The organism is Variovorax sp. V35, from assembly GCF_041154465.1.
Lineage (GTDB): Bacteria > Pseudomonadota > Gammaproteobacteria > Burkholderiales > Burkholderiaceae_C > Variovorax > Variovorax boronicumulans.
Genome location: NZ_AP028666.1, coordinates 1,517,072 through 1,530,735, shown reverse-complemented (window position 1 = coordinate 1,530,735; position 13,664 = coordinate 1,517,072). Strand labels below are relative to the sequence as shown.

The window sequence follows — 13,664 nt, the reverse complement described above, 5'->3', positions numbered from 1 at the left end:
AAATCACAGCCGGCAGACAGGGGTCGCCGGCAAAGCGTTGATACGCTGCAGCTGCTCGGTTTGCCCCAGGATTTCGCTGCCGACGTAGGCTCGGATGTGCAATTCCCCCGACTTCACGCGCAAAGCGCCTTTGTATTTCTTGCTGGCGCGAGGGTCATACACCCAGCCGTCGCGCCACGCATCGTTCTCATAGCGGTCGAGCCGAGCAATCTCCAGCCCGCAAGTGTCGAGAGGCGTGCCAGCATCCTTGTCCCATATGACGCGCCCACACAAGGAAGCGGGGTTGTCGGAGCAAGGCCTGAATTCGAGGACGCCATCCTTTTCTGCCGTCATCCAAAGGCCCTTGGCATCCTCTGGGCTCGCGGCCAATGCAAACGGGGTGAGAGTGATCAGAAGTACTGCGAATGGAACTCGAAGCAATCGAGTCACGCAATTGAGTGAAAGAGTCATAGATTTTCAAGATAGAAGTACGCCGCCCCGTCAACGGACAAGACGTACGTAGAAAAAATGGTATCTAACGCGAAGGCGTGCGCTCGTTTCTTGAGTGCCGTGAAACACTCGAGAGAACGACGTATGCGAAAACGCGGAATCGCAACGTTGAGTGGCCGCGCCTTCACCAAGCCTTCTAGGGAGGATCGAGTGACTGAGCTGAGACGCGTCGCTTCATCAGCGCGCGCCAATTGGCAGCTGCGCCCATCGTCGAAAAGCGCGACAAGGAACCTCTATGAGCGAATGGACGGCGTGGCGCCCGCGATGCTTCCGAATGACCGTCGCTCAGTACGCCCACGCACGCCCTTGCTAGGCGGTTCATGGTACGGTCCTCGGCACCGAGTGAATGTCTGCCCCTAAGTCGGGTGTCTGCATGTTGTCTCCTTTTTTATATATACACGTATACGATATTACATATGAATGAGCCTAGTGCCAAGTCTCGAGGCCGCCCGCGTCAAGCCGCCGCGGATGAAAAAGAGATGCGAGAGCGCATAGCCGCCGTGGCGCGCGAGTTGTTCTTGCGTGAGGGAGTGGATGCTGTTTCCATGCGTAACATTGCCAGCGAAGTGGGGTGCTCACCGATGTGGCTATATCGCTACTTCGACAACAAGCAGGAGATCCTTTGGCATGTTTGGGACATGATCCTCGACGAGCTTTTTGACCGCCTGGGACAGATCAAGACGAGATCTCCACGGGCGCGCTTGGAAAAACTCGCGCTGTGCTACCTCGACTACTGGCTGGAGTACCCGGAACGCTTCCTCATCGTGTTTCTGCAACCAGACCTTGAACAAGGAGCGACTCGCAGCTATGTGGAAAACTCCGACCGCCTCAAGTACTTTGACCTTTTCACACACACGGTAGAAAAGGCGCAGGCTCAGGGCGAACTCGGCAGCTCGAATGCCGCTTCGGTGGCTCAAGGTCTGATGTGCGTCCTGCAGGGATTAGCCCTGAATTTCATCACCATCAGCGACTACCCGTGGGCCGACATCGCATCGCTCAAGCGCCTGACTGTGAAAAGCTATCTGTCCGGGCTGGCGTCATCCGATAGCTGATCAGGCGCCTTCCTCGCTCGGGCTGACGATGGCGCGGCGTTCGCTTCGCACGCTTGCTCCCGATAGATCCCGAACAGGCCGACCAGATCGACCTTGAGCGTCAAGGCGCATACGTTTGGGATTCCGGTCGCAGGCTTGACTAATTGGCGGTAGGCGTCGTCGGCATCCGTGTACTTTTTCCAAGCACCTGAGCGACCTGCTCGGCCGCGATATAGCTGAAGCCCATGATGGTGACGCTGGGGTCGACCGAAGGCCCTGTCGGCAGCACCGAAGGATCTGAAACGAACAAGTTCTTCATCCCATGGACGCGATGGCTCGAATCGGTAACCGACGTCTTCGGGTCTTTGCCCATGCGGCAGCCACCGAAAGGGTGCGGCGCCGCAATCATGAGGCTGCCGGGCTTGATCTCCAGCGCGTCAATGCGATCAATTTCGGCCGCCGAAGACAGCGTCGTGCGGCGCCAGTCGGGCAGCATGACCGATGTGGCACCGGCCCGGAAATTAATCAGGGCCGCCTTCTTCATTACATCGCGCAGCATCTTCTGCGTGATAGGCCCGTAGGGATAGAGGACTTGACGTTGGCCATCGCTGTCCAGCTTGATCTCGCCCAACTCGTCGGGATGGTCGTCGATCCAGCCGATGGCGCCGCCAACATTGGGCAAGTTTGCCATCCAATCGACGGCCTGGCCATCGAATCCGGGAACGGTGTAGCCCATCATCGCCGGCTGGAGCTGATCCGGAACGAGCATATAGCCGCCCTCAACATAGTTGCCCTGTGCGTCGTAGCTCGCCCGGCGGAAGTGTTCACTGCCATAAGCAACGGGAATGTTGCGCCACAAGACGATGGGCTCCTTGAACATGCCATGTGCGAAGACAGCCGGGTTCATGCCGAAGTGCTTGCCCAGAGCGGGAAGAGCCTCGCGCAGTTGCGACTGAGCCAGCAGGAATGCCGGCGTGTTGAAGCCACCTGCGGCCACAACGAACTGCTTAGCCTTGATGACGACGGTCTTGCCGCTGGGGCGGTTGCGTCGGCGATCGATCACGCTAGCCGTCAGTTGCGTCACCTGTGAACCGTCGAAGCTGAAGGACTGCGCCTTCAGGTCCGCGTAGATCCTCGCGCCGAGCTCCATCGCGGCCGGGATACTGGTGACGAGCTGACTTTGTTTGGCGTCAATGCGGCAACCCTGCATGCAATGACCGGAGCGGGCGCAAGGCTTGCGGGCCGACTTAACTGCGGCGCCGGTCCAGCCGAGCGCATCGACGGCGTCGCGGAAGAGTTCGTTCATCCGGTTGTAATACGCCGGCCCGTGCTCCTGGATGCTGAGCCGGCGCTCGACGTCAGCAAAGATAGGGCCGAGTTCGGCAGCGCTGTGGCCGGTGATGCCATACTGCTCGTTCCACAGGGAGAGCCGATCCTCGGGCGTGCGGTAGCTGTCGGCCCAGTAATGGACCGAGGTACCTCCCACCAGTTCGCCATAGGTCAGTACCGTCGAGCCGTCGGTGGAGGTGACCAGGTTGCGCTCGGCGTCGACCTTGCCGGCCTGGTTCAGTTCCCGATTGTCGAAGGTCGACGAGGGGTAGTAGCCGCCTTTTTCGATCACGACGACATCGATGCCGGCCTCGGCCAGCTTGTAGGCCAGGGTGGCCCCTCCGCAACCGGAGCCGATCACACACACTTCGGCGGTGATTTGCTCCACTTGCCCGTAGTCGGTGAACTCAAAAACCTTGTTTTCCATGTTGAATGCTCTTTGACAGATCAGCTGTTCTTCTTGAGCAGCTCAGCGTAGAACACGCGCTGTTCGCTATGTTGCTCTGGCAACTGCATGAATGGACCGTCGTAGCCGATAGCGTTCCACGATGCAGGGTGGCCGTAGTAGTACCAGCGCATGGCCGCGGCCAGGCTGGAGACCGCAACGCGCACGGTATCGTTACGGGTTTCGCTAGCCTTGGCGAGGAAGGCACGGCGCTCGGCAACCGGCATACACGACAGCCGCGAGACGTGGCCGCTCACCAAGGGCAGCATCTCGATCAGATACAGCGCGGCTTTCATCTCCGAACAGATCCCGTCGCTGACAAAGAACAATTCTTCGTCTAGACGGGCAACGATTTCGGTCTGCTCAACGGTCGGAAATCCGGGGCGATCCGGAGTGCAGGCCTCGGCCAGCGCATGCACGATGTCTGCGTGGTGATCGTCGAGCGCGAGCAGCTTGCCGTAACGGCCACGGTAGCGGTGGGTCTGCGTCAGATAGCCAACGCCGCCTCCCGCTACAGCAACCGCACCGCCGACACCAATCAGCGCCAGCTTGAGAAAGCGACGTTTGGCAAAAAATGTGGTCGTTCGCATTGTCTTGAGTCCTCCGATTTAGCTCCGCAACATAGGAAGTCACGGTGCTTCAAAGCGCTCGGAGTTTGAAGCGCTGCCGGATCCGGCGTTAGCCAGTATCGGCAATATGTGCGATCCGACTAGAGCCGGGCAGGCGCAGGATCAGCTTCGCCTTGTCAAGCTGCGGGCGCGCGATAGCGTTTCTGACGGCAGTTCACCGAACATGCGCCGATACTCGGCCGCAAAACGCGACAGGTGCCAGAAGCCCCAACGCGCACAGCGGTCACCCACCGACTCATCACCGCCGCGACGTAAATCGCGCCGCATGCCGTTGAGGCGGGACGAGCGGAGATAGGCCACGGGGCTCATCTGCAGCACGTCCTGGAAGCTGTACTGCAGCGTGCGGCACGATACGCCAATTGCCTCGCAAAGATCGACCACGCTGATCGCCTCATCGATGTGCTCGCTCATGTATTGGCGAGCCTCTCTGACGACCCTCTGTCGGGTACCGGCGGTGACGTCGGCCGTCATGATTGGCGCAGCCAACTGCTTGTCGCGGGCGATCAGCTCGTCGCACATTGAGTGCAGCAGTACGCGCCGAAGCGGTTCGCGCTCGAGAAGCCTGGAACCATTTGCCGTGACAGCCAGTGTCTCCATCAGCAAGTCGCGCAGGGATCCAACATTGCAGCCAATCGCCTGCAGGGCTTGATGTTGCGATGTCTCGGTCTCGAAGTCGATGCCTTCCGCTCGCCGTACATAGTCGCCAAGATATTCGGAGTCGATGCTCACGACCACCACGTCGGCCGCGCCGCGCGTAGCCACTTCGAATTCGCTGTACTGGGAGAGTCTCACCAGATAGTTGAAATCGATCTGATGACCTCCAAGCCAACCAGCCCCCTGCTCAACTGCAGCCACAGCCCACGTTGTTGTACCGGGTTTTGTCGCTCCATGCATCAACACCGCCTGACTGATGGTTTCGCGATACAGGTGAATCGGCCCTATCCGAACTTCCTCGAGCCGCCCCCTGAAGGCGCCCGGGGAGAGTTGCTCATAGTCCTGCTCCCAGTTCGACAAACATGCTGCGTGCTCGTCTACATCGGTCGTTTCGACCGTTGCATAGTCGAACGAGGTATTAAGCGGCGAACAATTTCCTTGCAGAACCATGGGCTCAACTGTACTTTTCAACGAAGGGACAAGGAGGGTTCGTGTCGTATACCAGCCATGGCGATCTCGGAGCAACATCGGAGCCGAGAGGTGCGCCACGCCCAGCAGCATAGACGTATTCGAATGATCTCAGACCAGACATAGATTGCGATTCGGATAAACGCGGGCAGCAACCCGCCATTACGCACCGATAGGTCGAGCGCCCCCCCCCATCGTTACTACCTATCCCAATCTTGCGCATTTTGGCTAACCCAAACCGAGGCAACGCATTAGCTCACGACAAGACCGCACCAACCTTGCGCGCCTGCAGCTACTTCACCGCGGCACCGCCCGTCATGCTGGAAGGCCCGGGTCACAGTGAGCGAGCGGCCGTGGTACACGACCCTGACCATAACTGTGTCGCAGTAGCTGTCTTGCGCCACATTGCTCGTCGCCAGTACTTGGCCATGGCCCGGAAAGCCGCTTTGGGGATTGCCGCCGCCGTCGACATTGTTGGCGCCGGCCGCAAACTGAGCCATCACCTCTTCTTCAAGTGCGGCAACAAGCACATCCCGGGATGTGCTCCACCCGTCGCATGCCACTGATTTGTATGTCGCCGAGCATGGAACCCCTGCCATTCAAGCCGGGCAGTGGCACAGGACTTCGCCAGCGGCGTCGCCACGCGGCCCGTCAAGCGCGACCTCTGTCGGCACTATGCGCTCGATTTTGGAGATGTCGACGGCTGATCAGAGACGGATCGATGATCGTGAGCCATGAAGCTGGATCAACTGATCCGACAAGCGCTGCTAGAGGGAATGACATGGGGTACGGTCTGGGCACTGCGCCCCAACTCGCCGTCTTGCTGGAGCAGCCTATTGCGATCGACACCGCCCAGGACTTGATCGCCCAATCGAGGGTCGCGACGTGGCACGTCTACTCAGAAATATTTCGGTGCAGCCCAGACTGAATTCCTGTTTACATTCTCAAATTTTTCAGCTAAAAACCAAACGTTCGGTTTTTCATCTCACTTTGATGACGAAAGAAGGAGGCTCGATGCATTCCCTTCCCGAAGACTTGGATGACCCGCGCAGCAAGGCGGTTCAGGTCATGCGTGACTCCGTGCCGCAAGACCTCTGGCGGCGGAACGCAGAGTTCCTGCGAACCCTGCGGGACAAGATCGCAGCTCATCCGGTGTCCCGACATCCGGCTATCGCGGCCTTGAATGGCGGTCGTTTGAGCATTGAGACGCTGAAGACGATCCATCTTGAGTACCGGCACGCGATCGTGCAGATCTTCACCGATGCACTATTGGCAGCACAACTGGAAACCCGCCAGTTGGAGCCTCGACTGCCCCCCGGAGCGAAGTTGGCCCCACGCTTTCTGCTCACTCTGAATGACCTCGACGAGTTCGGATTCCGGCCGGGCTGCGATTCCGAGGGCTACTACCGCGGGAATCCTGCGTATGCCCACTACCCGCTGTTCGAGCGCGTTCTTGACGAATACGGCATCGGGGCTCAGGAGCGCAGCGAATATGTACCGAGCCGTGTCTCGGACATGGTTCGCAACTTTCTGGAGAACAGCTACGGCAACTATCTGGATGTTGTGGCCCTGCTCGCCGTAGCCGAGGAGGAAGTGATCCTTTTCAGCCCACCGCTGCGGACAGCGACAGGCGCGCTCGGTATCGATGTGAGCAAGGGTTACTACTTCGTGCACGGCGTAGCAAGCGACGAGAGTTCGGACGCTGCGGACGACGACCATCAAGACGACTTGTGGCTGCTCCTCACTCAGGCCATGACGCCCGCTCAGTACCAAGGCATCAGCACGCTGTGCGAGCATTACTGCGACTTGTGGGACAGCTTCTGGACCTTTCAGCTCGCCAGCGTCAATCGCCCAGATATCGCCGCCCCCGCCCTCGTATAGGTCTAGGTCGCCTCAATCGGCGATTCAGCACCTCTCTCACGCCGCCAGAGTTCCAAGTACGGCGGCCTTGCACCCAAGAGTGCCCAAGGGAAATTTGCAGCTAGTCAGTTCTGTCACCAGCGAGGAGACGAACATGGAAGAGTTGTTAGTTCTGGTCGATCACAACGACGTTCAGATCGGCTTTGACACGAAGATGCAGGTGCATCGCCGTGGCACATTGCACCGTGCGTTCTCGATCTTGGTTTTCGATCGACAGTCGCGACTTCTGCTGCAAAGGCGCGCACAAGACAAATACCACTCCGCAGGGTTGTGGAGTAACAGCTGCTGCGGTCACCCACGCCACGGTGAAGTCCCAGATGCCGCGGCTCATCGACGGCTGCGGGAAGAAATGGGTTTCGACTGCGGGCTGCACGAAGTGTCCACACTAACCTATTGGGCCGCAGTCTCGGACGAATTGATCGAGCATGAGTACGACCACATCTACGTCGGTGTCTTCGATGGCGCGCCGCAGGTCAATCCGTGCGAAGTGCAGGACTGGAAATGGGCAGAGACGCCTGATGTCTCGGCGTGGGTGTCGCAGCGACCGAACGATTTCACGATCTGGTTCAAGACAATGCTGGCGCAGATCGGGTCCTCAGGTTTGGCGCAATGGGCAGCACTCGCCCAGGAATCACGCACAGCAGGGAGCGAGTCATGCCTGCAAGCTTGAGCATGCTCGACGAGCCCCTGGCGCTGCGGAAGATGGCGCGCTCAGACTTGCAGGACGTGGCCTCCCAGCTTCGCGCCTTCGTACTCGACAGCGTGTCCGGCACCGGGGGGCATCTGTCGTCCAATCTGGGCACGGTCGAACTGGCAATTGCGCTGCACTACGTGTTCGACACCCCGCGCGACCGTCTAGTCTGGGATGTCGGACACCAGTCTTATCCACACAAGATATTGACTGGCCGACGCGAGGCGATGAAAACGCTGCGCCAGTTCGGGGGCATGTCGGGCTTTCCGCGGCGTGACGAGTCGGCGTACGACACCTTTGGCACTGCGCATTCGAGCACCTCGATCTCGGCCATGCTGGGCATGGCACACGCCGCGCGGCTGCGCGCCGATGGCAGCCACAGCGTGGCGGTGATCGGCGATGGAGCCCTGAGCGCCGGCATGGCCTTCGAAGCGCTTAACAACGCAGGGGTGTGCGGCGACAGTATGCGACTGCTGGTGGTCCTGAACGACAACAGCATGTCGATCTCCCCCTCTGTGGGGGCGCTGCGCGACCACTTGGTGAAGCTCGCTAGTACCTCCGGCGCAGCCGCGGCGGATGCCCTGCGCGACGCGCCGGTGGATACCTTGTTTGAGAATCTGGGGTTCAAGTACGCTGGACCGGTCGACGGCCACGATCTCGATTCTCTGGTGCCCGCCCTAGAAGCGGCGCGTTCGCGCACCGGGCCGCAACTGCTACACGTGATTACGCAGAAGGGCCACGGCTACCGCCCGGCCGAACAGGACCCGGTCCTGTACCACGGCCCCGGCAAGTTCGACCCCGCCGCTGGCATCAAGACCGCCCCGGCAGCCGCCCCCGCCAAGCCGACCTATGCCCAGGTCTTCAGCGACTGGCTCTGCGACGAGGCCGAGGCCGATGCGCGCGTGGTCGCCATCACGCCGGCCATGCGCGAAGGCTCGGCCCTGATGGACTTCGAGCGGCGCTTTCCCGAGCGTTACTTCGACGTCGGCATCGCCGAGCAGCACGCCGTGACCTTCGCCGCGGGCCTCGCGGCGGCGGGGATGCGGCCCGTGGTCGCCATCTACTCGACCTTCCTGCAGCGCGCCTACGACCAGCTGATCCACGACGTGGCCTTGCAGAACCTGCCGGTCGTGTTCGCGGTCGACCGCGCCGGCATCGTCGGCGCCGACGGCGCGACGCACATGGGCGCCTTCGACGTCGCCTACCTGCGCTGCATTCCGAACATGGTCGTGATGGCCGCGTCCGACGAAGACGAGTGCCGCCAGATGCTGCACACCGCCCTGCGCCACGACGGCCCGGCCGCCGTGCGCTACCCCCGCGGTGGCGGGCCCGGCGCGCTGCCCGTGCGCACGCTGCAGCCGCTGCACATCGGCCGCGGCCAGGTGCGGCGCGAGTCGACGCAGCCCATGGGCGCGCGCATCGCCATCCTGGCCTTCGGCACCATGGTCGCGCCCAGCCTGGCCGCCGCCGAACGGCTCGACGCCACGGTCGCCAACATGCGCTTCGTCAAGCCGCTCGATGCCGAGCTGGTGCTCTCGCTCGCCGAGACGCACGACGTGCTCGTCACCGTCGAGGAAGGCTGCGTGATGGGCGGCGCCGGCGCGGCCTGCCTCGAATCGCTGGCCGCGCAGGGCGTGCTGATTCCCTCGCTGCAACTCGGCCTGCCCGACGCGTTCGTCGAGCACGGCGACTGCGCCCGATTGCTTGCGGCCCACGGCCTGGACGCCGACGGGCTGGTGCAGTCGATCCAGGCGTTCTTCGATGCCAACGCCCCCGCGTTCCGCACGGCTCGCATGAGCCTCGTTTCCTGAAACCCACCGTGACCGCCAGCCACAGGAGAACCCGATGAGCACAGCCACCGCACGCCGCATCGACGCGCCCGCCCCGCCTTCGCTTCAAGTGATCCGGGGTGCCGAGGCCAACCCGTACCACGCCAAGGTCGAGTACACCTACCAGGACGACCCCGAGGACTGGCGCAAGGCCATCGGCGAGGACCTGATGTTCCAGTTCGGCGTCTACGACGACCCGCGCTCGGTGCCGCCGATCTCGCTCAACGAATCGGGCCTGCGCTACTTCGACCAGCAGATGGAAATCGCGGGCCTGGACCAGCCCCCGCCCTTCCCCATCCGCCGCATCCTCGACGTGGGCTGCGGCTGGGGCTTCGGCCTGCGCTACCTCGCGGAGCACTTTCCGCAGTGCCGCCAGCTCGACGGCATCAACATCAGCGAGACGCAGCTCGCGCACTGCGCCCGCTACCACGCCCAGCAGCACCTGAGCGACCGCGTGAACCTGTACCTGTGCGATGCGCAGGACGTCGCCCTGCTGCCCAACCCCGACACACCCTACGACCTGGTGACGATCCGCGGCGTCATCTCGCACTTTCCCAACGACCTGTACGAACGCTCGATGAAGCAGGTCGCCGCGCGCATGCGCCCGGGGGCCAAGGTCGTCATCTCCGACAACCTCTACAACATCCCGCTGGACAACTACCGCTCCGACATCGAGGACGAGGTCGATCGCCTCGCCTGCAAGCACCGCAAGACGCCGGCCTACTTCCGCCGCGTGCTCGAGGAGAGCGGCTTCATCGTCGAAGACATGCGCGTGCTCCCGCGCAACATCGATGTGGCGCGCTGGTTCACCGACGTGAAGGAAAACATCGAGAAGAACTTCACGCCGGACACCATCCCGCCGCCGCTGGAGGAGCTGCGCGTGATGGCGGTCAGCCTCTCGGTCGCGCTGATCAAGGACAAGTTCTCGACCTACAGCGTCATCGCGCGACGTGTCTGAATTTCCCCCACAAGGAGCGCCCACACCATGCAAGCATCCGCGCAAGCCGTCGGCATCGACGTCATCCACAGCCGCAGCCTCGACCACTACCAGGACAAGATCGAGCAGGTCTATGCCGACACGCCCGACCAGTGGCGCAAGGCGATCGGCAACGAGCTCTGGTACCAGTACGGCGTGTTCGACGAGAAGATGGACCCGCACGACCTCCCGCTCGACGCCTCCGGGCGGCGCCACATGGAGCACCAGTTCGAACTGGCCGAGCAGGCCGGCGCCGACCTCTCGCCGGCCACCGTGCGCCGCGCGATCGACATCGGCTGCGGCTGGGGCCCGGTGCTGAAGTTCATCGCGCAGCGCTACCCGCAGTGCGCGCGCATCGACGGCGTGAACGTGAGCCGGCCGCAGCTGGAGTGCGCGCGCGAACTCATCGCGCACGAAGGCCTGGCCGACCGCGTGCGGCTGTACCAGTGCAACGCCAAGGACATCGGCGAGCTGCCCGAGCCGCAGGTGCCCTACGACCTGGCCATCCTGCGCGGCAGCCTGATCCACTTCACGCCCGAGGTGCTGGAGCAGGCCATGGCCTCCCTGTCGGCGCGCATGCGCACGGGCGGCACGGTGATCATTTCGGAGAGCCTCTACAAGGTGGACCTGGCGACCTACAAGTCGCACATCCCCGACAAGGTCGACCGCGCCGCGTCGGGCTACCGCAAGACACCCGACGGCGTGAAGCAGGTGCTCGAGCGCCACGGCTTCGCGGTGCTCGACCAGCGCGTGCTGCCGTCGAACGCGGAGGTGATCCGCTGGTACGGGCTGGTCAAGGACAACCTGGACGCGCACCACCCGACCAGCAAGACCGCCACGTTCACCGAGCTGCGCGACATCGCCGTGAGTTTCTCGGACGCGCTGGCCAAGGACAAGGCGTCGTCGTTCAGCTTCATTGCGCGGCGGACCTGACCCTTTGGGTCAGTTCCATGCCGCCACGCCCACTCCCCACGAGGACAAGCCATGAATCAGATGCGTGCAGAGACGCCGATGCCCCCGGCGCCCCCCGCCGGCCTGACGCGACGCCCCTTGCCGTACCCCAACGGCTGGTTCGCCGTCTGCTTCAGCGACGAGATCAGGAACGGCACCGTCCACACGCTCCCGTTCATGGGGGGCGAGCTGGTGGTCTATCGGACGCAGTCTGGTGCGATCAAGGCGGTCAGTCCGTACTGCCCGCACCTGGGAGCGCATCTCGGGCACGGCGGCAAGGTCGACGAAGAGAACCTGGTCTGCCCGTTTCACAAATTGAAGTACGCGCCCGACGGCCGCTGCGTGCGGCCCGACGGCGAGCGGCCGATTCGCGCCCCCATGCTCAGCTGCTGGCAGGTGCACGAGTGGAACGGTGCGGTCTTCGTGTGGCATGACAGCGAGGGGCGCCAGCCCGACTGGGTGCTCCCGGAGGTCGACCTCGCAGGCTTCGTCCATCCGATCACCGGCAGCTTCGAGCTGGGCGGCTACGTCCAGGACGTGGCGGAAAACCTCGCCGACCTGACGCACTTCTGGCAGATCCACGGATTCAAGGATGTCGAACAGGGCCCGCTGCGCACGGAGGGCCCGCGAATGGAGTGCGACTTCAAGCAAAAGGTCGGCAACCAGCTGTTCCAATTCCAGGCCGCATGGCTGGGCCTGGGGTGCAACTCGGTCATGCTCCAGTTCCCCGGCCTGGGCTTGCGGGCCTACACGCAAACCATGTTCACGCCGATCGCGCCGCTGAAGTGGGTGTTCCGGGTTCGCCACGTGTTCAGGCTGGCGTGGCTGGAGCGTTGGCCGAAGCTGTTGAGCGCCCCGATCTATGGCTTGCTCCGCGTGGCCTTCCAGTACTGGTTCCATCGGGAAAACATGAAAGACCGCCAGGTCTGGGACACGAAATGCTTCGACCCGGAACCCAGGCTGGTGCCGGGCGACGGCCCCATCATGGCTTACCGGCGCTGGGCCGCGCAGTTCTACCCGGCGGCGTCCGCGGACCAGGTCTCTCCTCTGAAGGTTTTCGCTGCGCCTGCGGAAGGCAGGCAGCCCGACCGTCTTGCTGCCACTGCCCGCTCCCGCGTCGAATGAGGTGAATCATGGCCACCCCCACACCGCTTCAAGCCGCGATCAAGATGCCCAAACTCGGCAGCAAGGTGCACCTGCCCGACCCCGGCCTCGTGCTCAAGCCCATCTGGCATCCCCGGAACGACGCCATCGAGGCGCAGTTGGCAGTCGACGACCGGCCCTATGTGCTGGCGCACTTTCGCAGCGAGAAGGCCACCGCCGCCTACATCGGGCAGCGCGTGCCGGCCTACGGCGGCCTGTGCTACCCGCACGCGAAAGCGGACCGCATCTATTCCGTCATGCGCATGATGAATGCGGGGACCTTGATGGACGATGCCTTCACGCCGCTGGAGTTGAGCGCCGACCAGCGCCCCCGCGACGCACTGCTGCATCGTTACCTCGACGCACTGGAAGGCATCCGGCCGCCCGACGACGCCCCGTTGCCTCGGCTTCTGTTCGACACCCTGCCCCCCATCAAGGCGCAACTGGCGCAAAAGCCCCGCGTCTGGGAACGCATGAAGGCCGGCATCCGCAGCCAGCTGGTGCGCATGGCCGATCCGCTGGCTTACCAGATGGGCACATTGACGCTGCAAGGCTACATGGACCTGCGCCGCGACAACGCGTTCGGCGAGTACCTGACCATGCTGACCGAGTACGCCCTGGACGTGGACATGACCGACGCGCTGGCCGAAGACGCGTCGCTGCGGGCGGTGCGCACCGCGGCCATGGACGCCGTGATCCTGGTGAACGACTTCTTCTCCTTCCGCAAGGAGGTGCCGGCCCAGGACTCGCTCAACGCCATGTGGGTGCTGATGCGCGAGGAAGGCCTGGACCTGCAGCAGGCGGTCTACCGCCTGGCCGATCTTTGCGCGCGCAACGAGCAGGCGTTGATCCGGTCGCGCGACGCGGTGCTCGCCGGCCCCCTTGGGCAGCGCCCCGACGTGCGCGCCTATGTGCGCGAGCTGGAATACATCAGTTCCGGCAACGCGGAGTGGTGCGTCATCACGCGGCGCTACCACCTCTCGGAGGAGCGCTTCGTTTCCGGCGAAGTGACCATCGCGGCGGCTCCGACGCTGGACGACATCGCGGCGGCCGACGCGCGTGCCGCATGACCCCTCGCCACGCACCGACACCACCCCGCACTTCAATCC

At 62.9% G+C, this 13,664-nt stretch carries 12 protein-coding genes; 8 read left to right on the top strand and 4 right to left on the bottom strand.

All coding sequences use genetic code 11. The annotated features are described in order from the left end of the window. Positions 1 to 3: 3 nt before the first annotated feature. The gene (locus ACAM42_RS06980) at positions 4 to 450 is read right to left on the bottom strand and encodes a DUF2147 domain-containing protein (RefSeq protein WP_369631546.1); all 447 of its coding nucleotides are present in this window, start codon (positions 448 to 450) and stop codon (positions 4 to 6) included. A 455-nt stretch (positions 451 to 905) separates the two neighbouring features. Between ACAM42_RS06980 and ACAM42_RS06975 the strand changes: the two genes are divergently transcribed. Next, positions 906 to 1,541: a TetR/AcrR family transcriptional regulator gene (locus tag ACAM42_RS06975; RefSeq protein ID WP_369631545.1), complete on the top strand. Its 636-nt coding sequence runs from the start codon at positions 906 to 908 to the stop codon at positions 1,539 to 1,541. A gap of 139 nt (positions 1,542 to 1,680) precedes the next feature. Here the strand turns inward: ACAM42_RS06975 and ACAM42_RS06970 are convergent, their stop codons facing one another. The 3 genes from ACAM42_RS06970 to ACAM42_RS06960 all read right to left on the bottom strand — a co-directional run bounded on the left by ACAM42_RS06970 (position 1,681) and on the right by ACAM42_RS06960 (position 5,027). Next, positions 1,681 to 3,276 (bottom strand): FAD-dependent oxidoreductase, encoded by a 1,596-nt coding sequence (locus tag ACAM42_RS06970; RefSeq protein ID WP_369631544.1) that lies wholly within the window; start codon positions 3,274 to 3,276, stop codon positions 1,681 to 1,683. Between the two features lie 20 nt (positions 3,277 to 3,296). After that, the gene (locus tag ACAM42_RS06965) at positions 3,297 to 3,884 is read right to left on the bottom strand and encodes a hypothetical protein (RefSeq protein WP_369631543.1); all 588 of its coding nucleotides are present in this window, start codon (positions 3,882 to 3,884) and stop codon (positions 3,297 to 3,299) included. A gap of 141 nt (positions 3,885 to 4,025) precedes the next feature. Then, complete coding sequence (locus ACAM42_RS06960) at positions 4,026 to 5,027, bottom strand: helix-turn-helix domain-containing protein (RefSeq protein WP_369631542.1); 1,002 nt, start codon at positions 5,025 to 5,027, stop codon at positions 4,026 to 4,028. Between the two features lie 1,032 nt (positions 5,028 to 6,059). Between ACAM42_RS06960 and ACAM42_RS06955 the strand changes: the two genes are divergently transcribed. The 7 genes from ACAM42_RS06955 (at position 6,060) to ACAM42_RS06925 (ending at position 13,625) form a co-directional block, all read left to right on the top strand. Beyond that, a complete protein-coding gene (locus ACAM42_RS06955) occupies positions 6,060 to 6,926 on the top strand; it encodes a hypothetical protein (RefSeq protein WP_369631541.1) in 867 nt (288 codons plus the stop codon). 133 nt (positions 6,927 to 7,059) lie between these two features. Then, complete coding sequence (idi, locus tag ACAM42_RS06950; RefSeq protein WP_369631540.1) at positions 7,060 to 7,635, top strand: isopentenyl-diphosphate Delta-isomerase; 576 nt, start codon at positions 7,060 to 7,062, stop codon at positions 7,633 to 7,635. After that, positions 7,620 to 9,467 (top strand): 1-deoxy-D-xylulose-5-phosphate synthase, encoded by a 1,848-nt coding sequence (dxs, locus tag ACAM42_RS06945; RefSeq protein ID WP_369631539.1) that lies wholly within the window; start codon positions 7,620 to 7,622, stop codon positions 9,465 to 9,467. The genes idi and dxs overlap by 16 nt, the downstream gene beginning before the upstream one ends. Positions 9,468 to 9,501: 34 nt before the next feature. Continuing rightward, positions 9,502 to 10,443, top strand: coding sequence for a cyclopropane-fatty-acyl-phospholipid synthase family protein (locus ACAM42_RS06940; RefSeq protein WP_369631538.1), 942 nt, complete (start codon positions 9,502 to 9,504; stop codon positions 10,441 to 10,443). A gap of 27 nt (positions 10,444 to 10,470) precedes the next feature. Further along, positions 10,471 to 11,394, top strand: coding sequence for a cyclopropane-fatty-acyl-phospholipid synthase family protein (locus tag ACAM42_RS06935; protein ID WP_369631537.1), 924 nt, complete (start codon positions 10,471 to 10,473; stop codon positions 11,392 to 11,394). A gap of 51 nt (positions 11,395 to 11,445) precedes the next feature. Beyond that, positions 11,446 to 12,537: an aromatic ring-hydroxylating dioxygenase subunit alpha gene (locus ACAM42_RS06930; protein ID WP_369631536.1), complete on the top strand. Its 1,092-nt coding sequence runs from the start codon at positions 11,446 to 11,448 to the stop codon at positions 12,535 to 12,537. 8 nt (positions 12,538 to 12,545) lie between these two features. Further along, positions 12,546 to 13,625: a methyltransferase type 12 gene (locus tag ACAM42_RS06925; RefSeq protein ID WP_369631535.1), complete on the top strand. Its 1,080-nt coding sequence runs from the start codon at positions 12,546 to 12,548 to the stop codon at positions 13,623 to 13,625. The last annotated feature ends 39 nt before the right edge of the window (positions 13,626 to 13,664 follow it).